The 25318-nt window shown below is 63.4% G+C and carries 24 protein-coding genes; 9 read left to right on the forward strand and 15 right to left on the reverse strand.

Going from position 1 to position 25318, the window contains the following annotated elements; all coding sequences use genetic code 11:
* The first annotated feature begins 7 nt into the window (after positions 1 to 7).
* Both LO50_RS03100 and lnt read left to right on the forward strand, forming a co-directional pair.
* A complete protein-coding gene (locus LO50_RS03100; protein ID WP_003301723.1) occupies positions 8 to 850 on the forward strand; it encodes a CorC family transporter in 843 nt (280 codons plus the stop codon).
* Positions 851 to 967: 117 nt separating this feature from the next.
* Positions 968 to 2476: an apolipoprotein N-acyltransferase gene (gene lnt, locus LO50_RS03105; protein ID WP_044314087.1), complete on the forward strand. Its 1509-nt coding sequence runs from the start codon at positions 968 to 970 to the stop codon at positions 2474 to 2476.
* A gap of 249 nt (positions 2477 to 2725) precedes the next feature.
* On the opposite strand, the gene LO50_RS03110 is transcribed toward lnt, so the two are convergent.
* On the reverse strand, positions 2726 to 3499 hold the full coding sequence (locus LO50_RS03110; RefSeq protein WP_023444930.1) for a YdcF family protein: 774 nt from the start codon (positions 3497 to 3499) through the stop codon (positions 2726 to 2728).
* 60 nt (positions 3500 to 3559) lie between these two features.
* Complete coding sequence (locus LO50_RS03115) at positions 3560 to 3967, reverse strand: hypothetical protein (protein WP_044314088.1); 408 nt, start codon at positions 3965 to 3967, stop codon at positions 3560 to 3562.
* A 305-nt stretch (positions 3968 to 4272) separates the two neighbouring features.
* Here LO50_RS03115 and leuS point away from each other — a divergent pair, with 305 nt between their 5' ends.
* The 5 genes from leuS to LO50_RS03140 all read left to right on the forward strand — a co-directional run bounded on the left by leuS (position 4273) and on the right by LO50_RS03140 (position 10215).
* On the forward strand, positions 4273 to 6879 hold the full coding sequence (leuS, locus tag LO50_RS03120; protein WP_044314089.1) for a leucine--tRNA ligase: 2607 nt from the start codon (positions 4273 to 4275) through the stop codon (positions 6877 to 6879).
* A gap of 43 nt (positions 6880 to 6922) precedes the next feature.
* The gene (locus LO50_RS03125) at positions 6923 to 7528 is read left to right on the forward strand and encodes an LPS-assembly lipoprotein LptE (protein WP_042921806.1); all 606 of its coding nucleotides are present in this window, start codon (positions 6923 to 6925) and stop codon (positions 7526 to 7528) included.
* A 37-nt stretch (positions 7529 to 7565) separates the two neighbouring features.
* Positions 7566 to 8594, forward strand: coding sequence for a DNA polymerase III subunit delta (holA, locus tag LO50_RS03130; protein WP_023444926.1), 1029 nt, complete (start codon positions 7566 to 7568; stop codon positions 8592 to 8594).
* Between the two features lie 104 nt (positions 8595 to 8698).
* A complete protein-coding gene (gene arfA, locus LO50_RS03135; protein WP_003285150.1) occupies positions 8699 to 8857 on the forward strand; it encodes an alternative ribosome rescue factor ArfA in 159 nt (52 codons plus the stop codon).
* A 62-nt stretch (positions 8858 to 8919) separates the two neighbouring features.
* The gene (locus tag LO50_RS03140; RefSeq protein ID WP_044314090.1) at positions 8920 to 10215 is read left to right on the forward strand and encodes a lytic murein transglycosylase; all 1296 of its coding nucleotides are present in this window, start codon (positions 8920 to 8922) and stop codon (positions 10213 to 10215) included.
* A 72-nt stretch (positions 10216 to 10287) separates the two neighbouring features.
* Here the strand turns inward: LO50_RS03140 and LO50_RS03145 are convergent, their stop codons facing one another.
* The 13 genes from LO50_RS03145 to LO50_RS03205 all read right to left on the reverse strand — a co-directional run bounded on the left by LO50_RS03145 (position 10288) and on the right by LO50_RS03205 (position 21859).
* Entirely contained in the window at positions 10288 to 10632 is a 345-nt protein-coding gene (locus tag LO50_RS03145) for a hypothetical protein (protein ID WP_003301712.1), read from the reverse strand.
* Between the two features lie 212 nt (positions 10633 to 10844).
* On the reverse strand, positions 10845 to 11822 hold the full coding sequence (gene lipA / locus LO50_RS03150) for a lipoyl synthase (protein ID WP_041015898.1): 978 nt from the start codon (positions 11820 to 11822) through the stop codon (positions 10845 to 10847).
* Positions 11815 to 12471, reverse strand: a complete 657-nt coding sequence (gene lipB, locus LO50_RS03155; protein ID WP_044314091.1) for a lipoyl(octanoyl) transferase LipB — start codon at positions 12469 to 12471, stop codon at positions 11815 to 11817. Before lipB ends, lipA begins: the two co-directional genes overlap by 8 nt.
* Positions 12471 to 12752, reverse strand: a complete 282-nt coding sequence (locus tag LO50_RS03160; protein ID WP_041015896.1) for a DUF493 domain-containing protein — start codon at positions 12750 to 12752, stop codon at positions 12471 to 12473. The genes lipB and LO50_RS03160 overlap by 1 nt, the downstream gene beginning before the upstream one ends.
* A 67-nt stretch (positions 12753 to 12819) precedes the next feature.
* On the reverse strand, positions 12820 to 13977 hold the full coding sequence (locus LO50_RS03165; RefSeq protein ID WP_014818959.1) for a D-alanyl-D-alanine carboxypeptidase family protein: 1158 nt from the start codon (positions 13975 to 13977) through the stop codon (positions 12820 to 12822).
* A 47-nt stretch (positions 13978 to 14024) separates the two neighbouring features.
* Positions 14025 to 15017: a septal ring lytic transglycosylase RlpA family protein gene (locus LO50_RS03170; RefSeq protein WP_044314092.1), complete on the reverse strand. Its 993-nt coding sequence runs from the start codon at positions 15015 to 15017 to the stop codon at positions 14025 to 14027.
* Positions 15008 to 15991, reverse strand: coding sequence for a lytic murein transglycosylase B (gene mltB, locus LO50_RS03175; protein ID WP_044314093.1), 984 nt, complete (start codon positions 15989 to 15991; stop codon positions 15008 to 15010). Before mltB ends, LO50_RS03170 begins: the two co-directional genes overlap by 10 nt.
* Positions 15992 to 16038: 47 nt before the next feature.
* On the reverse strand, positions 16039 to 17184 hold the full coding sequence (rodA, locus tag LO50_RS03180; protein WP_023444920.1) for a rod shape-determining protein RodA: 1146 nt from the start codon (positions 17182 to 17184) through the stop codon (positions 16039 to 16041).
* On the reverse strand, positions 17181 to 19070 hold the full coding sequence (mrdA, locus tag LO50_RS03185) for a penicillin-binding protein 2 (RefSeq protein WP_044314094.1): 1890 nt from the start codon (positions 19068 to 19070) through the stop codon (positions 17181 to 17183). The genes rodA and mrdA overlap by 4 nt, the downstream gene beginning before the upstream one ends.
* 18 nt (positions 19071 to 19088) lie before the next feature.
* The gene (rlmH, locus tag LO50_RS03190) at positions 19089 to 19556 is read right to left on the reverse strand and encodes a 23S rRNA (pseudouridine(1915)-N(3))-methyltransferase RlmH (RefSeq protein ID WP_044314095.1); all 468 of its coding nucleotides are present in this window, start codon (positions 19554 to 19556) and stop codon (positions 19089 to 19091) included.
* A 3-nt stretch (positions 19557 to 19559) separates the two neighbouring features.
* Positions 19560 to 19919: a ribosome silencing factor gene (gene rsfS, locus LO50_RS03195; RefSeq protein ID WP_014818953.1), complete on the reverse strand. Its 360-nt coding sequence runs from the start codon at positions 19917 to 19919 to the stop codon at positions 19560 to 19562.
* Positions 19920 to 19934: 15 nt separating this feature from the next.
* The gene (gene nadD, locus LO50_RS03200) at positions 19935 to 20594 is read right to left on the reverse strand and encodes a nicotinate-nucleotide adenylyltransferase (protein ID WP_044314096.1); all 660 of its coding nucleotides are present in this window, start codon (positions 20592 to 20594) and stop codon (positions 19935 to 19937) included.
* Positions 20594 to 21859, reverse strand: a complete 1266-nt coding sequence (locus tag LO50_RS03205; protein WP_044314097.1) for a glutamate-5-semialdehyde dehydrogenase — start codon at positions 21857 to 21859, stop codon at positions 20594 to 20596. The genes nadD and LO50_RS03205 overlap by 1 nt, the downstream gene beginning before the upstream one ends.
* 203 nt (positions 21860 to 22062) lie before the next feature.
* Here LO50_RS03205 and LO50_RS03210 point away from each other — a divergent pair, with 203 nt between their 5' ends.
* On the forward strand, positions 22063 to 23382 hold the full coding sequence (locus LO50_RS03210) for a bifunctional DedA family/phosphatase PAP2 family protein (RefSeq protein WP_044314098.1): 1320 nt from the start codon (positions 22063 to 22065) through the stop codon (positions 23380 to 23382).
* 169 nt (positions 23383 to 23551) lie between these two features.
* Complete coding sequence (locus LO50_RS03215; protein WP_044314099.1) at positions 23552 to 25306, forward strand: bifunctional alpha/beta hydrolase/class I SAM-dependent methyltransferase; 1755 nt, start codon at positions 23552 to 23554, stop codon at positions 25304 to 25306.
* Positions 25307 to 25318 lie beyond the last annotated feature (12 nt).

A 25318-nucleotide genomic window follows, 5' to 3' on the forward strand; every position in this document is an offset into this window, starting at 1 on the left:
CAACGACATGAGCGAAGATCGATCGATCAGCGGGCAGAAGACCTGGCTGGAAAAAATCACCCAGGCTTTTGCCCATGAGCCCAAGAATCGCCAGGAGCTGCTGGAAATCCTGCGCGAAGCCCATCAGAACAAGCTGCTCGACAGCGAGGCGCTGGCCATCGTCGAAGGTGCCATCCAGGTCGCCGATCTGCAGGTACGCGACATCATGGTGCCGCGTTCGCAGGTGATCAGCATCAAGGCCGATCAATCCCCCCGCGAGTTTCTGCCGGCCATCATCGGTGCCGCACACTCGCGTTATCCGGTCGTCGGTGAAAGCCTCGATGAAGTGATCGGCGTGCTGCTGGCCAAAGACCTGCTGCCGCTGATCCTCAAGGATGAACACCACAGTTTCGACATCAAGGATCTGCTGCGCCCGGCCACCTTCGTGCCGGAGTCCAAGCGTCTCAACGTACTGCTGCGCGAATTCCGCGCCAACCACAACCACATGGCCATCGTCATCGACGAGTACGGCGGCGTGGCCGGCCTGGTGACCATCGAAGACGTGCTGGAGCAGATCGTCGGCGACATCGAGGACGAGCATGACGTCGAGGAAGACAGCTACATCCGCCCGCTGCCCAGCGGCGACTTCCTGGTCAAGGCGCTCACCCCGATCGACAGCTTCAACGAATACTTCGGCAGCGCCTTCCCCGACGACGAATTCGATACCGTCGCCGGCCTGGTGATGAGCACCTTCGGGCACCTGCCCAAGCGCAACGAAGTCACCGAGATCGACGGGTTCCGCGTGCGTGTGCTCAACGCCGACAGCCGCCGTGTGCATATGCTGCGCCTGAGCCGCACCGCGGGCGCGTAAGCCGGCACGAGCCGTTCCGCGCAGCCGACCCTGCGCGGACGCTCGTCCGCCAGCTGCTTGCCGGCCAACTTCATCGCCCTTAGCCTCCCTCCCCGCACCGCTGCGCAAGGAACTTCCATGCACTGGATCACCCGTCCCGGATGGCCGGGCAACCTGCTGGCACTGGTCGCCGGCACACTGACCACGCTGTCGCTGGCGCCTTTCGACATCTGGCCGCTGGCGCTGCTCTCGGTGGCGCTGCTGTACCTTGGCCTGCGCGAAACCGCAGCGAAGCAGGCGGCGCAGCGCGGCTGGTGCTACGGCTTTGGGCTATTCGCCTCGGGGGTCAGCTGGGTCTACGTCAGCATCCATGACTTCGGCGCGGCCTCGCCGGCGCTGGCCGGATTGCTCACTCTCGGCTTCGTCGCCGGCCTGGCGCTGTTCTTCGCCCTGCTCGGCTGGCTCTGGGTGCGCCTGCTGCGCAATCGCCATTCCGCACTTGGCGATGCGCTGGCCTTCGCCGCACTCTGGCTGGCGCTGGATGCGCTGCGTGGCTGGATTCTCACCGGCTTTCCCTGGCTGTACATCGGCTACAGCCAGCTGGATGGTCCGCTGGCCGGACTGGCTCCGCTCGGCGGGGTCTGGTTGCTGAGCTTTGCCGTCGCTCTGAGCGCCACCCTGCTCGCGGCGATCCCGCGACTGCTTGCCGACAAAGCACGCCTGGCCGCCGCCGTCGTGCTGCTGCTTTCCCCCTGGCTGGCAGGCCTGGCACTCAAGGACCATGCCTGGACGACCAGCAAGGGCGAACCGCTGACCGTTGCCGCAGTGCAGGGCAACGTCGCACAAAGCATGAAGTGGGACCCGAAGAAGCTCGAGATGCAGCTGCTGCTGTATCGCGACATGACCTTCGGTAGTCGCCCGGCAGACCTGATCGTCTGGCCGGAAACCGCCGTGCCGATCCTCAAGGATCATGCCGAGGGCTACCTGACGATGATGGCCGGCTTCGCCAACCAGCGCGAATCGGCACTCATCACCGGCGTACCGGTACGCCAGCCCAATGCGGCTGGCGAGCTGCGCTATTACAACGGGCTGACCAGCACCGGTGACGGTGCCGGCACCTATCTCAAGCAGAAACTGGTGCCGTTCGGCGAGTACGTACCGCTGCAGGATCTGCTGCGCGGCCTGATCGCCTTCTTCGACCTGCCGATGTCCGACTTCGCCCGCGGCGAATCCGGCCAACCACTGTTGCAGGCGAAGGGCCTGCAGATCGCGCCATACATCTGCTACGAGGTGGTCTACCCGGAGTTCGCCGCAGGGCTCGCGGCGCAGAGCGATCTGCTGCTGACGGTGAGCAACGATGCCTGGTTCGGCCGCTCCATCGGTCCGCTGCAACACCTGCAGATGGCGCAGATGCGCGCTCTGGAAGCCGGGCGCTGGATGATCCGCGCGACGAACAACGGCATCACCGTGCTGATCGACCCCTACGGCCAGATCACCGAGCAGATTCCGCAGTTCGAACAGGCCGTGCTGTATGGCGAAGTCACCCCGATGCAGGGGCTGACGCCGTATCTGCGCTGGCGCTCCTGGCCGCTGATCGCGGTATGCGTGCTGCTGCTCGGTTGGGCACTGATCAGGCGCAAGGCATAGCCTCATCTATGCGAAGCTGCTGGGTCCTGAACGGGTCTTTTGGCTGCCGCTGAGAGGGCTTCATCGCAAGCCAGGCGGTTATGCTGAGCGCTGCGCCGCTATTGACTGCGAAAGTCCAGCTCCGAGCTGGCTTTGTTCGCGGCCAAGGCCGCTCCTACAGCCGCCAACGTGGGGGCGACCTTGACCGCGAATGGCGAGTTGCGGGCTGAGGCTCACCCACGACCGTACACTCAGGTTAATGCGTTCGACTCAGTCGTTCGCGGAGCGGTACACAAGCGGGTAAACCGCCATACCGACGACCTCGTTGAGCAACATGCCGTTCTGCCAGAAGGCCTTGGCCTCCGGCAACCAGCCATTCAACGGCCGACGATTGGGCACGCCCATGAAGCCCACCGGCGCAGCGATCACCTCGATCCCGTTCTGCTCGAAGCACCAGCGCGAGCGCGGCATGTGCGAGGCGGATGTCACCAGCACCACCCGCTCGATGCCCGCCGCACGCAGCATCTCGGCGCTGAAAACCGCGTTCTCCCAGGTCGTCCGGCTACGCTCCTCGAGCCAGCGCGTGGCGACGCCAAAGTCGCGCTGCAGCACCTCCGCGCCGAGCATCGCCTCGCTGGGTGGCTGGCCGTAGTGCAGCCCGCCACTGGTGAGAATCGGCAGGCCGCTGGTCTTGGCTAACCGCGCCGCATAACGCAAGCGCTCCAGCGCGATGTAGCCGGGCTGATCGCCGCCCCATGCCGGATCACTCTGCTCGCGCCCGGCCCCCAGCACCACGATGGCGCCGGCCTCTTCATCCAGCTGCATCCACTGCGCCTCGGCCAGCGCCGGCTCGCGCTCGACCAGCCGCGCCGTCCATTCGACGACGACCGGCAGGCTCATCAACCAGAGCCCAACCAACCCCGTGACGAAGCACAGCGCCGCCAGCTTTGGCGCGCGCCGGCGCAGCCACCATCCGAGCAACAGCAGGAGTAGCAGCACGCCCGGCGGCAAAAGCAGCTGCTTGAAGAAATAGCGAATCGGCATCCGACCTCCGCGGCAAAGGCAGACACTCTAGCCGCAGCCGGAGGATTTGTCGGCCACTGCTCAATGCCGCGGATAGGTGTGCAGACGCTGCCTGGCGCGCAGCAGCTGCGACCCGCAGACGTGGCAGGCTGCGGGACCGGCGCCTTCCGGCCAGCTCACTTCGGCGTTGCACAGCGCGCAACTCAGTGTCTGTTGCAACGTCAGCGGCGCGTGGCGGCCATGCGCGCCGTGCCGTTGTCGACTACCGCTGCGCACAGCCGGACGCAGCGCCTGGCGCGACAGGTGAGCCTGCTCCTCCGCCGCGGCATGCCAGCCCGAGAGCCATTGGGAATCACGCTGCAGATACGCACGGATCAGCTCGAATTCCGCCGGCGTCAAACCGCGCACTTCCAGCTCGCCAGCACCGTCCGCATCAGCGGACGTAGCACGTTCGGCCTCCTGCAGGGCCGAGCTCAGTCGCTGCAACACCCTTGCATAAAGACTACTGTCCTCAGATCGTGGCTCTCGGTCCATCAACCTCACCTCACATTCGTCCCGCCCCTGGATCAAGCGTAGCTCAGCCTGACGCGCTCAAGCCGCGCACGACGGACGGAGCTCTGGAGCAGCGGCAAATGGGGTTTCCCTAGGCCGCGGGGGGTCATGTATGCTACGGCGCTTCCATGCCTCCGCCCGCAGCCCGCCGGGTCGCGTTAGCGCCAGGTCCGCCGGACCTGCCAACGTGCCCGCGACAACGCATTCGCGGAGAGCCAGCCCCCATCCCAACGCCAGTAGCCATGCACGAACAGTATCAGCCCCGCGAAATCGAAGCCGCCGCGCAATCCCATTGGGACGCGCAGAAATCCTTTGAAGTGAGCGAACAGCCAGGCAAGGACACCTTCTATTGCCTGTCGATGTTCCCCTACCCCAGCGGCAAGCTGCACATGGGTCACGTGCGCAACTACACCATCGGCGACGTGATCGCGCGCTATCAGCGCATGCAGGGCAAGAATGTCCTGCAACCCATGGGCTGGGACGCGTTCGGCATGCCGGCGGAAAACGCCGCGATGAAGAATCAGGTGGCACCGGCGAAGTGGACCTACGAAAACATCGCCTACATGAAGGCCCAGCTTAAAAGCCTCGGCCTGGCGGTCGACTGGACGCGTGAAGTCACCACCTGCAAGCCGGATTACTACCGCTGGGAGCAGTGGCTGTTTACCCGCCTGTACGAAAAGGGCGTGATCTACCGCAAGAACGGCACCGTCAACTGGGACCCGGTCGACCAGACCGTACTGGCCAACGAGCAGGTCATCGACGGCCGTGGCTGGCGTTCCGGCGCGTTGATCGAGAAGCGCGAAATCCCGATGTACTACTTCAAGATCACCGCCTACGCGGATGAGCTGCTGGAGAGTCTGGACGAACTGGATGGCTGGCCGGAACAGGTCAAGACCATGCAGCGCAACTGGATCGGCAAGTCGCGCGGCATGGAGATCAGCTTCCCCTACGACGTGGCCAGCATCGGCAGCGAAGGCGTGATGAAGGTCTTCACCACCCGTCCCGATACGCTGATGGGTGCAACTTACGTCGCGGTGGCCGCCGAGCACCCGCTGGCCACGCTTGCCGCGCAGAACAATACCGAGCTGCAGGCCTTCATCGATGAATGCAAGCGTGGCGGCGTCGCCGAAGCCGACATCGCCACCCAGGAGAAGAAGGGCCTCGCCACTTCATTGCGCGTGCAGCATCCGCTGACTGGCGAGTTGCTGCCGGTGTGGGTCGCCAACTACGTGCTGATGAACTACGGCGAAGGCGCGGTCATGGCCGTCCCGGCGCACGACGAGCGCGACTTCGAGTTCGCCAGCAAGTACGACCTGCCGATCAAGCCGGTGGTACGCACCAGCGCCGGCGACCAGACCCCGGCACCCTGGCAGGACGCCTACGGCGAACACGGCGAGCTGATCAATTCCGGCATCTTCGACGGCCTCGACTTCGACGGCGCGTTCGATGCCATCGAAGTGGCGCTGCAGAAGAAAGGCCTCGGCCAGGCACGCACCCAGTTCCGCCTGCGCGACTGGGGCATCAGCCGTCAGCGCTACTGGGGCTGCCCGATCCCGATCATCCACTGCGACAGCTGCGGCGACGTCGCGGTCCCCGAAGACCAGCTGCCGGTCGTGCTGCCGGAAGACGTGGTACCGGACGGCGCCGGCAGCCCGCTGGCGCGCATGCCGGAGTTCTACGAATGCAGCTGCCCGAAGTGCGGCGCGCCGGCCAAGCGTGAAACCGACACCATGGACACCTTCGTCGAGTCGTCCTGGTACTTCGCCCGCTACGCCAGCCCGCACTACGAGGGCGGCATGGTCGACCCGCAGGCAGCCAACCACTGGCTGCCGGTGGATCAGTACATCGGCGGCATCGAGCACGCCATCCTGCACCTGCTCTATGCGCGCTTCTTCCACAAGCTGATGCGCGACGAGGGCCTGGTCTCCTCCAACGAGCCGTTCAAGAACCTGCTGACCCAGGGCATGGTGGTCGCCGAGACCTATTACCGCACCCTGGAAAACGGCGGCAAGGACTGGTTCAACCCGGCCGATGTCGAGCTGGAACGCGATGCCAAGGCCAAGGTCATCAGCGCCAAACTCAAGTCCGACGGCCTGCCGGTGGAAATCGGCGGCACCGAGAAGATGTCCAAGTCGAAGAACAACGGCGTCGACCCGCAGGCCATGATCGATGCATACGGCGCAGATACCTGCCGCCTGTTCATGATGTTCGCCTCGCCGCCGGACATGAGCCTGGAGTGGTCCGACTCCGGCGTCGAGGGCGCCAGCCGCTTCCTGCGTCGTGTCTGGCGTCTGGCTCAGGGCCATGTCAGCGCTGGCGTCGCAGGCACGCTGGACACCGCCAGCCTGAGCGACGAGCAGAAGGCCGTACGCCGCGCGATCCATCTCGCCATCAAGCAGGCCAGCGTCGAAGTCGGCCAGCATCACAAATTCAACACCGCCATTGCCCAGGTGATGACGCTGATGAACGTGCTGGAGAAAGCCGCTACCGCCAGCGAGCAGGATCGCGCGCTGTTGCAGGAGGGCCTGGAAACGGTCGCCCTGCTGCTCGCACCGATCACACCGCACATCTCTCACGAACTGTGGCAGCGACTCGGCAAACAGGGCGCGATCATCGACGCGCAATGGCCGAAGGTCGACGAGTCCGCCCTGGTGCAGGACAGCCTGACGCTGGTGGTACAGGTCAACGGCAAGCTGCGCGGGCAGATCGAAGTACCGGCCGCGGCAAGCCGCGAGGAGGTCGAGGCTGCTGCCCGTGGCAATGAGAACGTGCTGCGCTTCACCGAGGGCCTGACGATCCGCAAGGTCATCGTGGTGCCGGGCAAGCTGGTCAACATCGTCGCTAACTGATTCGGCCCCGGCGTCCGCGCCGGGCCTGCAAGGGGATAACAAGATGAACAAACGGAATCTGGTGGTGCTGGGCCTGACACTGCTGCTGAGCGCTTGCGGCTTCCAGCTGCGCGGCACCGGTGACGTGGAGTTCGGTCTCAAGGAGATCGACCTGCAGGCGCGCAACAGCTACGGCGAAACGGTGCAACAGCTCGAAGACCTACTCAAGAGCAATGGCGTGCGGGTTTACCCGGGCGCCAAGTACAGCCTGAACCTTGCCCGCGAGCAGACCCGCCAGCGCACCGCCAGCTACACCAGCTCGGCACGCAGCGCCGAGTATGAGCTGACCAGCACCCTCGATTACGAATTCCTCGGCCCGCAGAACATGCTGCTGCTCGAGGACAGCATCGAAGTGCAGAAGGTCTACGTGCACGACAGCAACAACCTGATCGGCTCGTCCCAGGAAGGCGATCAGCTGCGCCAGGAAATGCGCCGCGAGCTGCTGCAGCAGCTGACCCTGCGTATCCAGCGCATCACCCCGGCGCAGCTCGACCGCCTGCAACAGGAAGCCGAAGCCAAGGCCCGCGCCGAGGCTGAAGCCATGGAAGCTGCCCGTCGTGCCCAAGACGCGCAGCCGCAACAGTCGCCCATCCAGCTGCCCATCCAGTAACAGGTAACGGGGGCCTCAAGGCCCCCGTCTTCGCACCATGAAGCTTTCTCCCGCTCAGCTCGGCAAACACCTGCAAGGCCCGCTGGCGCCCGTGTACGTCGTCTGTGGCGACGAGCACCTGCTGTGCCAGGAAGCCTGCGATGCGATCCGCGCAGCGACCCGAGCGCAGGGCTTCAGTGAGCGTCAGGTCTTTCACGTGGAGACCGGCTTCGACTGGAGCCAGCTGATCGAAGCCGGTGCGAGTCTTTCGCTGTTCGCCGAGAAGCGGCTGCTCGAACTGCGCATCCCCAACGGCAAGCCCGGTGACAAGGGTGCCGCGGCGCTGCTGGAATATCTCGCCCGCCCCGCCGAGGACACCGTGCTGCTGGTCAGTCTGCCCAAGCTCGACGGCAGCACCCAGAAGACCAAGTGGGCCAAGGCGCTGATCGATGGCAAGGACGTGCAGTTCCTGCAGATCTGGCCAGTGGATGCCGCGCAGCTGCCGCAGTGGATACGTCAGAGGCTGGCACAGGCGGGCCTGTCCGCGGACCAGGAAGCCGTCGAACTGATCAGCGCCCGGGTCGAAGGCAACCTGTTGGCCGCGGCGCAGGAAATCGAAAAGCTCAAGCTGCTGGCCGAAGCCGGACAGGTCACCGCGGAAACCGTCCAGGCCGCGGTGGCTGATAGCGCCCGTTACGATGTATTCGGCCTGATCGACGCAGCCCTGCACGGCCAGGCGGCCCATGCGCTGCACATGCTGGAGGGCCTGCGCGGTGAAGGCGTCGAGGCGCCGGTGATCCTCTGGGCGCTGGCCCGCGAACTGCGCCTGCTGGCCAATATTGCGCAGCAATATGCCCAGGGCACTCCGCTCGAGCGTGCCTTCAGCCAGGCCCGCCCGCCGGTCTGGGATAAGCGTCGCCCGCTGGTTTCCAAAGCACTGCAAAGGCATGACGCGGCCGGCTGGAACCAGTTGCTGAGAGACGCGCAACGCATAGACGAGCAGATCAAGGGCCAGGCCGCCGGGGATCCCTGGATCGGTCTGGCGGATATTTGCCTGCAACTGAGTGGCCGCCGGATCGGTACCTGACGAGCGAATCGTGGAGAGCGAATTCACGCCGCAGCGCACTGGACATTTTTTGCACAAGGCCTATGATTCCCTCGCCCGATAGCGGGCCATTTGAGGAAATCGAAATGAGCACACGCAAGAAACGGCCGAACAAGGCCAAGCACCTGGTTGCGCAACCCCTGTTCCGCCTCCGCCAGGAAACGCCGAAAAAAGGCAAAGGCAGCTACCGCCGCGAAGCCTCCCAGTCCACTAACTGGGAGGCTTCGGTCCTTCTGGCAGCCTGAAAACCCAACACCGCCAAAGCGTGATAATGTCTGCGGCCGACGACACGTTTCGAGAGCGGTGCATGTATCACACCTTCGTTCCCGTTCTGCTGCTACGTACCCTGGTTGCCGCTTCGGCGATGAGCTTGGTCGTTGCCTGTGCAGCCGAACCCCTCGCGCAGTCCACTCTGGTCAGCAACGTCCCCGCCGCCAGCCAGCCTAGCGACGCCACCATCGCCGATGTCCGTTCGGAAGCCACTCACCTGAGCTTCAGCCAGTGGCGCGAGCAGTTCCGCGCTGAAGCCCTTGCGGCCGGTATCTCCGCCGCGACCTTCGACCAGGCCTTCGCCGGCGTCCAGCCCGATCCAGCGGTGATCGAGGCGGACCGTAGCCAGCCCGAGTTCACCCGGCCCGTCTGGCAGTACCTGGAAGGCGCCATTTCGCCACAGCGCGTGCGCAGCGGCCGCCGCTTGCTTAGCGAGCACGCCACCACACTGGATCAGATCGAGGCCCGCTACGGCGTCGATCGCGAAACCCTGGTTGCCGTCTGGGGACTGGAAAGCAGCTTCGGCCAGATCATGGGCGACAAATCGGTGATTCGTTCCCTTGCGACCCTCGCCCACGAGGGTCGCCGTCCGGCATTCGCCAAGAGTCAGCTGATTGCAGCGCTTGAAATCCTCCAGCACGGCGACGTCGCGCCACAGCGCATGCGCGGCTCCTGGGCTGGTGCCATGGGGCAGACGCAGTTCATTCCGACCACCTACAACACCCATGCCGTGGATTTCGATGGCGACGGCAAGCGCGATATCTGGAACAGCTCGGCCGACGCCCTTGCCTCCGCCGCGCATTACCTTCAGGCATCCGGCTGGAAACAGGGTAAGGCCTGGGGCTTCGAGGTAGAGCTACCCGAAGGGTTCGACTACGCCTTGGCCGACACCGAGATTCGCAAGCCGCTGGCCGAATGGCGCAGCCTCGGCCTGCGCAACCTGCCCGGCGACCAGGAAGAAGCCAGCGCCAGCCTGCTGCTGCCTGCCGGCCATCGTGGCCCGGCATTCCTCATCATGGACAATTTCCGCGCCATCCTGCGCTACAACAACTCCTCGGCATATGCCCTGGCGATCGGCCTGCTGGCAGAGAATTTCCAGGGCAAAGGCGAGATCGCGGGCAGCTGGCCACGCGGCGAACAGCCACTCAGCCGCTCCGAGCGCCTTGAACTGCAGGAACGTCTAGTCGCTCAGGGCTTCGACCCGGGCACCCCGGACGGCATCATCGGCGCCAATACCCGCAAGGCTATCCGCGGCTTCCAGCAACGCCTGGGTTGGCCGGCCGATGGCCATCCCACTCAGGAGCTGCTCGGGCGACTGCGCGCGCACAACTGATCGCGTTGGGCTTGGCGCCAAACACAAAAGCCCCGGCAGACTGCCGGGGCTTTTTTTATCCCTGCAACAAGGTCAGTGTTTGATGGCTACTTCGTAGAGGTAGTCCGGCAGCGGATCAATGATTACCTGCTGGCCTTGATAGTGGGCCTTCACTGCCTCGCGCGCGACCACACCATGTGGCACGCGCTGATCACCACCAAGGCGCTGGCGTGCGCGGTAGTCGATCACGCAGCCGTCGGTCTCGACCCAGAAGTGCGGTGAAACCACCTTACCGTCCAGTTCGACCTGCCCCAACATCGCTCGGTATGGAATGTGCTGCTTGGCCAGCCGCGTCACCACTAGGCGGCTCATCGCGTCGCACTCGACCTTCGCGGCATCCAGATCGTCAAGCAAGTCCTTCAATTGGGGTTCGTTCATCTGCAGTGGCCCTCGGTTGGCCTCATGGTGTAAACGAACGCCACTATAGACCAAAGTCTAATGCGGCGTAATGCCGCAATTTTCTTGCCAACCGTTTGGCAGTTCCCGCGCCATGCGCTTTCGCAAGGCGCATGGCGGACGGAAAAGAAAAAACCGCGCAGACAGCCTGGACTGTCTGCGCGGTCTTCAAGAGCCGCAACAACTTTACGGTTTCAGTCTTTCTTGGCTCCGTGCGCCTGCTGATCGGCATGGTACGACGAGCGCACCAGCGGGCCTGAGGCGATGTTCTTGAAGCCCATCTTCATCCCCTCTTCGGCAAACCAGGCGAAGGTGTCGGGATGAACGAAGCGCTGCACCGGGAGGTGGTTACGTGAAGGCTGCAGGTACTGACCCAGGGTCAGCATGTCGATATCGTGCTCGCGCATGCGGTGCATGACCTCGATGACCTCCTCGTCGGTCTCGCCGAGGCCAAGCATCAGTCCCGACTTGGTCGGCACGCCCGGCACGCGCTGCTTGAACTTCTCCAGAAGATCCAGTGACCACTCGAAATCCGAGCCCGGCCGCGACGACTTGTATAGCCGCGGTACGGTCTCCAGATTGTGGTTGAACACATCCGGCGGCTCGCTGGCAGTGATATCCAAAGCGATATCCATGCGCCCACGGTAGTCGGGCACCAGGGTTTCCAGCTGGATCGACGGCGACAGCTTGCGAATCTCGCGCAGGCAATCGGCAAAGTGCTGGGCGCCACCGTCGCGCAGATCGTCGCGATCCACCGAGGTGATGACGACGTACTTCAGGCGCATGTCGGCGATGGCCTGGGCCAGGTTCTTCGGCTCATCCGGGTCCAGCGCATTCGGCCGGCCGTGGCCGACGTCGCAGAACGGGCAGCGACGGGTGCAGATGTCGCCCATGATCATGAAGGTCGCGGTTCCGCTGGAGAAGCACTCGCCCAGGTTAGGACAGGAGGCTTCCTCGCAGACGCTGTGCAGCTTGTGCTTGCGCAGGGTCTGCTTAATCTGGTCGACTTCCGGGGAAACCGGAATGCGCACGCGAATCCAGTCCGGCTTCTTCGGCAGCTCATCGGTGGGGATAATCTTCACCGGAATCCGCGCAACCTTCTCGGCACCACGCAGTTTGACGCCTGCCTCTACCTTGGCCGGGCGCTTGCCTGCCGTTTCTACACTACTCATAAGCTTCGATTCCGCCCGCGAGGGTCTTCTGTTGCGCGTATCCGAGCTGCCGGACCAGGTGATCACGCAGTCGATCGGCCACTTCAGAGATGTCGATCGGCCCGATCAGGTCACGCAACTGGGTCATGGGCAACCCTGCATAACCGCAGGGGTTAATGCGCCGGAAAGGTTCGAGATCCATGTCCACGTTCAGCGCCAGGCCGTGGAAGGAACGGCCATTGCGAATGCGCAGGCCCAGAGACGCGATCTTCGCACCGTTGACGTAAACGCCCGGCGCATCCGCTTTGGCAGCCGCCTCGATGCCATAGCCGGCGAGCAGATCGATCAGACTCTGCTCGATACGATTCACCAGCTCGCGCACACCGATACCGAGTCGGCGCACATCGAGCAACAGATAACCAACCAGTTGGCCGGGCCCGTGATAGGTCACCTGACCGCCTCGATCCACCTGCACTACCGGAATTTCGCCAGGGAACAGCAGGTGCTCGGCCTTGCCGGCCTGGCCCTGAGTGAATACGGGCGGGTGCTGCAGCAGCCAGATTTCGTCGCCACTGTCTGCATCGCGCGTGTTGGTGAAGTGCTGCATGGCCTGCCAGGCAGTCCGGTACTCGATCTGGCCGAGCTCACGCACGCCCACTTCGAGGGTCATCACAGCACCATGTGAACACGGCCAGTGGCGCGCAGGTCGACGTGAATGGCCTGCAGCTGCTCTACGCCGGTGGCGGTGATCAGCACCTGCAGCGACAGGAATCGCCCGTTGCGGCTGTCGCGGGTGACGACGGTGGTTTCGTCGAAATCCGGCGCGTGGCGCTGGATGACTTCGATCACGACCTCACGGAAGCCTTCGCCAGCGTCGCCGATCACCTTGATCGGGTAGCGCTCGCAGGGGAAGTCAATCTTGGGTGCTGCGACATCTTGGTTATCGGTCATGGGCGTAACGGACTCGTGATCCGCACGTGCGCCGCGGCGGGATCAGCCGCGGTGCACTCGCGCGTGGTCAGTTGAACAGGCTGTAGAAGAAGAGGCGAATGCTATCCCAAAACCGGCGGAACAGCCCACCCTCTTCGATGGTTTCCAGCGCCACCAGATCGGTGCTGCGGACGACCTTGTCCTCCAGCTTGACCTCGACCTTGCCGATGACGTCACCCTGCTGGATCGGTGCGGTGAGTGTGCCGTTGAAGCTCATGACCGCTTGCAGCTTCTCTGCCTGGCCACGCGGCAGGGTCATGGTCAGGTCCTGTGCCAGGCCCGCCTTAAGCTTGTCCTGCTGGCCTTTCCAGACCTGCGCCTGAGCCAGCTCGGTGCCCTTCTGGTAGAAGGTGCGGGTCTCGAAGAAGCGGAAGCCATAGGTCAGCAGCTTCTGGGTCTCCGCCGCGCGGGCCTGCTCGCTGTCGGTACCGAACACCACCGAGATCAGGCGCATGTTGTCACGCACGGCAGAGGCCACCAGGCAGTAGCCGGCCTCTTCGGTATGACCGGTTTTCAGGCCGTCGACGGTCTTGTCGCGCCACAGCAACAGGTTGCGGTTGGGCTGCTTGATGTTGTTCCAGAAGAACTCTTTCTGCGCGTAGATGGCGTAGTGCGCCGGGTCTTCGTAGATGATCGCGCGAGCCAGCTTGGCCATGTCGTTGGCCGAGGAATAATGATCCGGGTCCGGCAGGCCGGTGGCATTCATGAAATGGCTGTTAGTCATGCCCAGGCGCTGAGCCGTGCTGTTCATCAGGTCGGCAAAGGCCTCTTCGCTGCCGGCGATGTGCTCGGCCATGGCAACGCTGGCGTCGTTGCCCGACTGAATGATGATGCCATGCAGCAGATCGTCGACCGAGACCTGCGTGTTGACCTGGATGAACATCCGCGAGCCGCCGGTACGCCAGGCCTTTTCGCTCACCGTGACCATGTCGCTGTCGCTGATCTGACCCTTTTGGATTTCCAGGGTGGCGATATAGGCGGTCATCAGCTTGGTCAGGCTCGCTGGCGGCAGGCGCTCGTCACCGTTGTGCTCGACCAGTACCTCGCCGCTGGCCGCGTCCATCAGCATGTAGGACTTGGCCGCCAGCTGCGGGGCGGACGGTACGATCTGCGCTGCCCAGACGGTCGGGGTGACCGTCAGCACTGCCAGGACTATGAAGCGTTGCACGAGGCTGGTGATGTTCATCCGAATCTCAAATTAGTCAGGTAAAACGAAGGCAAGGTTTGCAGCGGTCAGTCAGCGGCAACGCGCCGCGGCTGTCCGAGGTTGGCCAGGCGTACGCTCTCTTCGAGCTGCATGGCCTCATCCGGTGTGTCGATGGGTCCCAGGCGCACGCGGTGTAGGGTCTGCTGATTGTGTACCACCGAGCTGATGAACACCGGGGCAGAGACCACGCCGCTCAGCTTGTCCTTGAGCAACTGCGCTGCATCCGGATTGGCGAAGGCGCCAACCTGGAGAAACAGGCCAGAGGCTGCGGGCGAAGCGTTTTTTTTTGCATCGACTTCCAGCGGCACCGTGGCCGCAGCGTGCTGCTGGGGCGGCGGCGTGTACTGTTCGATCGGCTGCGCGACATTGCTGGCGGGCTTGCTCGCAACCATCTCCGGCTGCGCCATCATCGTCGGCACCGGTCGGCCCTGGTCGGCCCACCATTGCTGAGGGTCGATGCCTTCGACCTTTACCCGCGCCGTTCCGCTCTCGGCATAGCCGAGCTTCTTCGCCGCGGCGAAAGACAGATCGATGATCCGATCGGAGTAGAACGGACCACGGTCATTGACGCGCAAGACCACTGTGCGCCCATTATCCAGATTGGTGACCTTGACGTAAGTGGGCAAGGGCAGCGTCTTGTGCGCCGCGCTCATGCCATAAAGGTCGTACTTCTCGCCATTGGCGGTGGGCTGGCCGTGAAACTTGGTGCCATACCAGGATGCCGTCCCGGTAGCTGAATAACGTCGACCATCGCTGATTGGAAAGTAGGTCTTGCCCAGCACCGTATAGGGATTGGCCTTGTAACGGCCGTAATGCGGCATCGGCGTGGCATCGGGGATCTGCGAAACGTCGACGTCCCACCAGGGCGCGCCGTCCTTGTGCGGACGGCTGTAGTCGCCGGGACCACTGATACCGGTACTCTTGCTTGGTGCACTGCTCGGTGTCGGCGTCGATGAGCAGCTCGCCAGCAGCGCCACGGCGACACCCAGCGCGACCAGCCTTGTCCAGATCACGGCCATTGTTCGCCTCGCGCTTCGGCCAGCAGCTGGGACAGCTGATGCACGGCCATCGCATACATCACGCTACGGTTGTAGCGGGTAATGACATAGAAATTCGGCAGGCCCAGCCAGTACTCATCACCCTCTGCGCCATCCAGGCGGAAAGCGGTAATGGCCGTATCGTCGGCCACCGACTTGTCGAACTGCCAGCCCAGGCTACGCATTTCGCCGGCATTCTTCTGCGACTCCAGGCCGACGGTCAGCCCTTCTTCATAACGCTCGCCGCCTACCTTGGCCCGCGCCACCACCGGCTCGCCCGCAGCCCAGCCATGTTGCTTGAAGTAGCTGGCCGCACTGCCGATGGCATCGGTGGGGTTGTTCCAGATATCGATGTGCCCGTCACCGTCGAAATCCACCGCGTAGGCGCGGAAGCTGCTCGGCATGAACTGCGGCAGTCCCATCGCACCCGCGTAGGAGCCCTTGAGCGTAAGCGGGTCGACCTGCTCCTCACGGGTCAGCAGCAGGAACTCCTTGAGCTGCTGACGGAAAAACGGCTGACGCGGAGGGTAATCGAAGCCCAGCGTCGACAGCGCATCGATCACCCGATGGCTACCGGTATTGCGGCCGTAGAAGGTTTCCACGCCGATGATCGCGACGATGATTTCCGCCGGCACGCCGTATTCGGTTTCCGCACGAGTCAGCGCGGCTTCGTTCTCCCGCCAGAAATCGACGCCCTGGGCGATGCGCGAGTCGGTGAGGAAGATAGGTCGGTATTCCTTCCACGGCTTGACCCGCTCCGCAGGACGCGAAATGGCATCGAGAATCGCCTGCTTGCGCTCGGCCTGCTTGAACAGGTCACGCAGCTGCTCGTCGGCAAATCCGTAGTCGCGGGTCATCTCCGCGATGAACTCGTCCACGTTGGCGCCGGTGTAATCGGCCGCCTGCAGCGGCAGGCTTCCCAGCACAGCGCCGGCCAAAGCCACGCCCCCTAGCATCCGCGCCATCCAGCCACGCCGTAATGAAGTCAACAAATTCACTCTCGTCAAACCTGCGCGATCCACTTGCGATGGGTGTGGATCGACATCAAAACCCCGAACCCTGACAGCAGGGTCACCAATGAAGTTCCGCCATAACTAATGAAGGGCAATGGCACCCCCACCACCGGCAACAGCCCACTGACCATACCGATATTGACGAAAACGTAAACAAAGAAGGTCATCGTCAGCGCACCGGCCAGCAGTTTTCCAAACAGCGTTTGCGCCTGCACGGTGATAACAAGGCCGCGGGTGATCAGCAGACCATACACCAGCAGCAGCAGGCAGACCCCGACCAGGCCGAACTCTTCAGCGAGCACGGCGATGATAAAGTCCGTGTGGCTTTCCGGCAAAAAATCCAGGTGCGACTGCGTGCCTGCCAGCCAGCCCTTGCCGAACACCCCACCCGAACCGATCGCCGCCTTCGACTGGATGATGTTCCAGCCAGTGCCCAGCGGATCGCTTTCCGGATCGAGAAACGTCAGTACTCGCTGCTTCTGGTAGTTGTGCAGTACGAAGTACCACATCGCCACAGCGATGGGCACGATCGCCGTGACCGCGCCAATGATCCAGCGCCAACGCAGGCCGCCGATGAACAGGACGAATGCGCCGGAGGCGAGAATCAGCAGCGACGTGCCCAGATCCGGCTGTTTGAGGATCAGCACGAAGGGCACGAGGATCAGCGACAGACTGATCGCAGTGTGCTTGATGCTCGGCGGCAGGCTGCGCGAGGACAGATACCAGGCGATGGTCATCGGCATGATGATCTTCATGAACTCCGACGGCTGGAAGCGGATCACCCCCGGAATGTTGATCCAACGGGTGGCGCCCATCGCTGTATGGCCGACGACCTCGACCGCCACCAGCAGCGCTACCACAGCGAGATAGCCCAGCGGTACCCAGCGCGCCATGAAGCGCGGCTCGAACTGTGCAATGACCAGCATTGCACCCAGGCCGAGGCCGAAAGACGTCGCCTGCTTGATGACCAGATCCCAGTTCTTGCCGCTGGCCGAATAGAGAATGAACAGGCTGCCCGCCGCCAGCATCAGCAGCAGCACCAGCAGCAGCCCGTCGATATGCAGGCGCTGCAACAGGCTGGCGCGACGCCGCAGCACGTCCTCGCGCGACAGGGTTCGGTCGAAATTGCCGCTCATGGCTTCTTCCCTTCGGCGGTCAGCGGCGGGGCGAACTCGGGCTTGAGCACGCCCTCCTCGTTCAGCAGCCAGGCGTCCATGACCTGCTTGGCCACTGGCGCGGCGACGCCCGAACCGGATTCGCCGTTCTCGACCATCACCGCCACGGCGATCTGCGGGTCATGCACCGGGGCGAAGGCGACGAACAGCGCATGGTCCCGATGGCGTTCGGCCAGCTTGGCACTGTCGTATTTCTCGCCCTGGCGGATCGCGACCACCTGGGCGGTACCGCTCTTGCCGGCAATACGATACGCCGCGCTGTCACCGACCTTCCTTGCCGTACCCCGCGCGCCATGCAGAACCTGCTCCATACCGTGGGTCGCGTAGTCCCAGAAGCGCGGATCGCGAAGCTGGATGTCCGGAACCGGATCATGGTCCACCGGCGCTTCACTACCGACGCTGCGCGCCAGATGCGGCCGAATCCACTTGCCGCGGGTCGCCACTAGCGCCGTGGCCTGGGCCAGCTGCAGCGGCGTGGCCTGCATGTAACCCTGGCCGATACCGAGAATCACTGTTTCACCGGGATACCAGGGCTGGCGATAGCGCGCCCGTTTCCAGTCGCGCGACGGCATCAGGCCCGCCGTCTCCTCGTGCATGTCCAGGGATACGCGCTGCCCCAGGCCGAAACGGGTCATGTATTCGTGCATGCGATCGACGCCCAGCTTGTGGGCCATGTCGTAGAAGTAGGTGTCGTTGGAGCGGGCGATGGCCAGGTCCAGGTCCACCCAGCCGTCGCCGTTGCGGTTCCAGTTGCGGTACTTGTGCTTCACGTTCGGCAGTTGGAAAAAGCCCGGATCGAACACGCGACTGCTCGGCGTGATCACGCCAGCATCGAGGCCGGCAACGGCCATCATTGGCTTGATGGTCGAGCCGGGCGGGTAAAGGCCGCGCAGCACACGGTTGAACAACGGACGATCAATAGAGTCGCGCAGTTCACCGTAATCCTTGAAGCTGATGCCGGTGACGAACAGGTTGGGGTTGAAGCTCGGCTGACTGACCATCGCCACCACCTCGCCGGTGCTCGGCAGCAGCGCGACGATTGCACCGCGACGACCTCCGAGCGCCGCTTCTGCGGCCTCCTGAAGGTCGAGATCGAGCGACAGCGTGATGTCCTTGCCCGGTATCGGATCGGTACGCTTGAGCACGCGCAAGACCCTGCCGCGGGCGTTGGTTTCGACCTCTTCGTAGCCGACCTGGCCGTGCAGCTCGTACTCGTAGAATTTCTCGATACCGGTCTTGCCGACATGGTGCGTGCCGCTGTAATTGACCGGGTCGAGCTGCTTGAGCTCTTGTTCGTTGATTCGCCCGACATAGCCTACCGAGTGCGCGAAGTGCGGACCCTGCGGGTAATGCCGGACCAGCTGCGCCGCCACCTCGACCCCAGGCAGGCGGAACTGATTCACGGCAATGCGCGCAATCTGCTCCTCGGACAGCTCATACATGATCGGTACCGGCTCGAATGGCCGGCGCCCCTGCAACACGCGTTTCTCGAACAGCCCACGCTCTTCCTCGCTGAGCTCCAGCACCTCGACCACGCCATCGAGCACAGTCTTCCAGTCGCCGGCGCGTTCGCGGGTGACGGTCAGGCTGAAACTGGGCCGGTTGTCGGCGATGACCCGGCCCTTGCGGTCAAAGATCAAGCCACGATTGGGCGGGATCGGCTGCACGTGGACGCGGTTGTTCTCCGACAGCGTCGAATGGTGCTCGAACTGCACCACCTGCAGGTAGTACATCCGCGACACCAGCACACCGATCAACAGCAACACGAACACAAGGCCAACGATGACGCGCCGGCGCACCAGCACGGCGTCCTTCTCGTGATCCTTGAGTTGAATCGGTTGCGGCATCTTGAAGGGGTTCGCGGACTACTTGTGATAGGGATGACCGGACAGCAGCGTCCAGGCGCGGTAGATCTGTTCGCCGATCAGGATTCGCACCAGCGGATGAGGCAGGGTCAGCGGCGACAGCGACCAGCGCTGCTCGCTGCGCGCACAAACCTCGGGTGCCAGCCCTTCCGGACCGCCGACCATGAGGTTGACGTTGCGTGCATCGAGCCGCCAGCGCTCGATTTCCGCCGCCAGCTGCTCGGTGCTCCACGGCTTGCCATGTACTTCGAGCGTGACAATGCGCTCGCCTGGCTGAACCTTGCCCAGCATGGCCTCGCCTTCCTGGCGAATCAACCGCGCCACGTCGGCGTTCTTGCCACGGTTATTGAGCGCGATCTCATGCAGCTCCAGCGGTAGTTCGGACGGCAGGCGCTTGGCATATTCCTGCCAACCATCCTCGACCCAACGTGGCATCTTCGAGCCGACCGCAATCAGCTTGATACGCACGGCTTATTCCGGATCGTGGGCGTGCTGCGCGCGGCTCTGCTCGGCGCCCTGCCAGAGACGTTCCAGATCGTAGAACTGGCGGGTCGGCACCTGCATCACATGGACGACGACATCGCCCAGGTCGAGCAACGCCCACTCACCGCCTTCGAGACCCTCGCTGCCAAGCGGGCGAACGCCCTGCTCCTTGACCTGCTCCAGCACGTTTTCGACGAGCGACTTGACGTGCCGGCTGGAACTGCCGCTGGCGATGATCATGTAATCGGTGACACTGGTCTTGCCGCGCACATCAATGGTGGTGATGTCCTGGCCTTTCAGATCTTCCAGGGCGGCAACCGCCAGCTGGACCAACTCTTCAGTTTGCATAACGTGAAAACAACCTCAGTTCGACGCCCGGTACAGTCCGTGCGCGTTGATATAAGCCAGTACGGCATCGGGAACCAGGAATCGGACCGACTTGCCGATGGCCAGCAATTGGCGAATCTGTGTGGCAGACACTTCCAACGGTGTCTGCCAGACGAAGGCAATCTGCCCGCTGCCCCCGCAAAGCACTTGGGGATCGGGCACGCTGCGTGCGGCGAGCAGATCGCGCAGCACCTGCGGCGCCTCGCTGCCGGCATCCGGGCGTTGCAGGACGAGGATATGGCAATAGTCGAGCAGCTCTTCCCAGCGATGCCAGGTTGGCAGGCCGCAGAAGGCATCCCAGCCCACCACCAGCAACAACTGATCCTCCTCGCCCAGCTCGGCGCGCAGGGAAATCAGCGTGTCGATGGTGTAGGACGGCTTCTCCCGCTCCAGCTCACGAGCGTCCACACAAAGTGGCGGCAGGTCTTGCACCGCCAGGCGAACCATTGCCAGGCGATCCTGCGCCGAGCAATTGGGGGTGTCACGGTGCGGCGGACGCGCGTTGGGTATCAGCCGCAGCTCGTCGAGATCGAACATCTCGGCCACTTCCAGCGCCCCGCGCAAGTGACCGATGTGTACCGGATCGAAGGTGCCGCCAAGTATACCGATGCGCCGGGCGCCGCTGCCTTGGCTCATCAGGTACGGACGTGGCCGTCGCCAAACACCACGTACTTCTCGCTCGTCAGCCCTTCCAGACCGACCGGACCACGGGCATGAAGCTTGTCAGTGGAGATGCCGATCTCCGCGCCCAGGCCATACTCGAAGCCATCGGCGAAACGCGTCGAGGCGTTGACCATCACCGAAGCGGAGTCCACCTCGGTGAGGAAGCGCCGGGCATCGGTGAAATTCTCGGTGACGATCGCGTCGGTGTGTTGCGAGCCGTAGCGATTGATGTGCTCGATGGCGGCATCCAGCGAATCGACGATGCGGATCGACAGGATCGGTGCGTTGTATTCGGTGGACCAGTCTTCTTCGCTGGCCTCCAGCACATCGCCGCCAAGCAGCGCCTGGGTTCGCGCACAGCCACGCAACTCAACGCCCTTCTCGCGATAGATGGCCGCCAGTGGCGGCAGCACCCGGTCGGCGATACCCTGGTGAACCAGCAGCGTCTCCATGGTATTGCACGGCGCGAAGCGCTGGGTCTTGGCGTTGTCGGCGACGCGAACGGCCTTGTCCACGTCCGCCGCCACGTCGATGTAGACATGGCAGATGCCGTCCAGGTGCTTGATCACCGGTACCCGGGCGTCGCGACTGATGCGTTCGATCAGACCCTTGCCGCCGCGCGGCACGATCACATCGACGTATTCCGGCATGCTGATCAGCGCGCCGACCGCAGCCCGGTCAGTGGTCTCCACGACCTGCACCGCCGCTGCCGGCAGCCCGGCTTCGGCCAGGCCAAGCTGGATGCAGCGGGCAATGGCCTGATTGGAATGGATCGCCTCGGAACCACCGCGCAGGATGGTCGCGTTGCCCGACTTCAGGCACAGGCTGGCGGCGTCGATGGTCACGTTCGGCCGCGACTCGTAGATGATCCCGACCACGCCCAGCGGCACGCGCATCTTGCCGACCTGAATGCCCGAAGGCATGTAGCGCATATCGCGAATCTCGCCGATCGGGTCCGGCAGCGTGGCGACCTGGCGCAGCCCTTCGATCATGCCGTCGATCACCTTGGGCGTCAGCGCAAGACGATCGAGCATCGCCGCGTCCAGACCTTTGGCGCGGCCACCGGCAAGGTCCCGCTCGTTGGCGCTGACCAACTCGTCGCGGGCTGCGTCGAGCGCGGCGGCGGCGGCCTGCAGGGCACGGTTCTTCTGCGCCGTGCTGGCGCGCGCAAGCACCCGCGAGGCCTCGCGCGCGGCGCGGCCCAGGCGGTTCATGTAATCGAGTACGGACTCGGTCATGGATCTAGCTGGCCTGACTGAAGGGAAAGCGGCTGATTATAGCCACCCCGACCGCCCGCGCACAGCGGCGCCGGGCGAAAGGCGCTCGAATGCATGCGCGGACAGCGCTACGAACCAACCAGCACGGCGCAGTATCCTTGCGCCGAGGAAACCCACCACCCTTTCGTCAGGTCGAAAGGCGATCTCGATTCAAGGAAATCCGCATGGGCCAGTGGCTCGAAACCCTAACCCAATGGCTCGCCGGACATCCGCAATGGCTGGGCCTCGCGCTGCTGATCGTCGCCTGCATGGAGTGTCTGGCCGTAGTCGGACTGATCATCCCGGGCACGGTGCTGGTATTCGCGATTGCTGTACTCGCTGGCAGCGGAGTGCTGAGCCTGGGGGAAACCCTTTTGCTGGGCTTTATCGGCGGACTGATCGGCGACCTACTTTCCTATGCCCTCGGTCGACGCTATCACCAGGGCATTCGCAGCTTGCGAGGCCTGCGCGACCATCCCGAGTGGCTGGTGCAGGCCGAGCACTACTTTCAGCGCTACGGCGTAGCCAGCCTGCTGGTAGGCCGCTTCATCGGCCCGCTGCGCCCCATGCTGCCGATGACCGCCGGCATGCTCGACATGCCGCTCGGACGCTTCCTGCTGGTCAGCCTGTGTGCTGCCGCCGGCTGGTCGATGGCTTATCTGCTGCCCGGTTGGAGCGCCGGAGCCGCCATCCGCCTGCCGCTGGAGGAGGGTTTCTGGAGCGAAGCCGGGATAGTGGTCGGCGCGCTGCTGACGCTGATCGCGGCAACTGCATTCGGCAGCCTGCGCGGCTTGCGTTGGGTCAGCGCACTGTCGGCCGGCCTCGGCGTTGCCATCCTGCTCGGTTTGTTTTTCGGCTGGCCGCACCTGAAGGAACTCGACGAAGGCCTGCTGGCAGTGATCCAGGGCGCACGCAGCACCACCTTCGACCGCATCATGGTGATCGTCACCCGCGCCGGGGACTTTCACACCCAACTGTGGGCCGCGGTATTGCTATGCTTGCTGCTTCTGGTCGCACGCCAATGGCGCGCCGCCCTGTTCGCCATTCTCACGCTGCTGGGCACGGCCCTGGCCAACGGCGCCCTTAAGGCCACCTTTGCTCGCGTTCGTCCGGAAGTGCTGATGGAGCCGCTGAGCAGCTACAGTTTTCCCAGCGGGCACAGCTCAGCGGCGTTTGCCTTCTTCCTCACCCTCGGCGTGCTCGCCGGTCGCGGCCAGCCACCGCGCCTGCGCCTTGCCTGGCTGGTCCTCGCCAGCCTGCCGGCGACGGCAATCGCACTCTCGCGGGTCTATCTCGGCGTGCACTGGACCACCGACGTCACGGCCGGCGCCCTGCTGGCCGCCTGCATCTGCGCCGCCAGCCTGACCCTGGTGCAATGGCGCAGCCCGCTGCACGCAATGGCACCGAGAGCCTGGTGGCTGATCCTGCCGGCCTGTATGGGCCTGCTCGGCGCATTCAGCGTCTGGGCCCTGCCGACAGCGATGCAGATGTATCGGTATCAGTGATTGCTCCCTCAAGCGTGTGATCCGAAATTTTTTCTGGTGCGAACCAGGAATGTGCGAGGCGTCGTTGCGTATGTCGCGCCACCGGCGGAAAGTCCTCGCCTTGGCAGAGCAGCCTTCCGCCGCTGAGTTTCGGATAACTCAATAACTGTCCAGGGACCAGGATATTCCGATGCGCGAGTCACGCCTTCTAACTTTCAGCACCCACGATGCCTTAGAGCTTTCCTACCGCCATTGGCCCGCGCTTTCGTCCACAGGGCCTACAAGGCGGGCCGTCGTCATGTTCCATCGCGGACATGAGCATTCCGGCCGGCTGGCCCACCTCGTTGATGAGCTCGACCTTCCTGACTGCGATTTCTTTGCCTGGGATGCGCGCGGGCACGGTCTGTCGCCTGGCACCCGTGGAGACAGCCCGAGCTTCGCGACGAGCGTACGAGACGTGCAGACGTTCATTGATCACATCGGCTCTATGCACTGCATCAAAGAGGAAGACCTAGCAATTGTTGCGCAAAGTGTAGGGGCGGTAGTTATTGCGACATGGGCCCACGACTATGCGCCCAAAGTTCGGGCGCTGGTGCTGGCGTCACCGGCGTTCAAGGTAAAGCTGTATGTACCATTCGCACGGACAGGCCTAAGGCTAATACGAGCGTTTCGCGGCAACTTCTTCGTCGACAGCTACGTCAAGGCCCGCTTCCTGACGCACGATCCCGCGCGGATTCAGAGCTATCAGCAGGATCCGCTTATCACCAAGGCCATTTCCGTCAATGTGCTCCTTGGGCTGCATGAAGCGGCACGGCGCGTGGTTGCGGATGCGCAGGCTATCCAGATCCCAACTCAGCTTTTTATCTCAGGCGCAGACTTCGTCGTAGAACACAAACCACAAGTAACTTTTTTCGAAAGACTTGGCAGCTTACGAAAAGAAAAACACGTTCTGCCGGGTTTCTTTCACGACACGCTCGGCGAGCGAGATCGTAATCGGGCAGTAAGCCAGGCCCGCCGCTTCATTCGTCATAATTTCGATATGCCAATGGCGCCCCCATCGCTCCTCGATGCGGACCGAATAGGCCCGATGTGTGCGGAAGCAGAAGCACTGGCTGCCCCTGTAGCTCCGAACTCCATGGAAGGATGTTATTGGCGCGCCATGCGTGCGGGAATGCGCCTTGGCGCCCGGCTTTCTCACGGACTGAAACTCGGTTTCGAAGCGGGTTTCGATTCCGGCAGCACGCTCGATTATGTCTACAGAAACGAACCAGCAGGGCTGACTGTACTGGGGCGCAAGATTGACCAGCTTTATTTGAACTCCATAGGCTGGCGTGCAATACGCCCGAGAAAAAGGCATGTAGAAGAGCTGTTACGTGGGGCGATGAGCTGCCTGCGAAGCGCAGATCAGCCAGTACATATCGTGGACATTGCCGCCGGCCATGGCCGCTACATTCTCGAGGCAATACAGGACCTCGGAGAACGCCCTGCCTCGATTCTCCTGCGCGACTACAGCGATATCAATGTACGCGACGGCAGTGCCCTGATCCGGGCAAAGGGTTTCGAAGAGATCGCTCGATTCATCAAGGCAGACGCATTCGATCAGGCGGATCTCGCCGCACTCTCGCCGCGCCCCACGCTTGTAGTGGTATCGGGTCTCTACGAGTTGTTCGGCGACAACCAGATGATCGGCCGCTCTCTTGCCGGCGTCGCCGAAGCGCTGCAACCGGGCGGCTACATCCTTTACACCGGACAACCCTGGCACCCACAGCTGAAGCTCATAGCCCGAGCGCTGACCAGTCACCGAGATGGGCAGGCATGGGTGATGCGGCGGCGTACCCAAGCGGAGATTGACCAACTGGTAGCAGCGGCAGGTTTGGTAAAAATCAAGCAGCGTATCGACGACTGGGGGATCTTTACGGTGTCGTTGGCACAAAAACCCTACTGAAGACCTTCTCTA

It is taken from the genome of Stutzerimonas stutzeri (genome assembly GCF_000935215.1).
GTDB lineage: Bacteria > Pseudomonadota > Gammaproteobacteria > Pseudomonadales > Pseudomonadaceae > Stutzerimonas.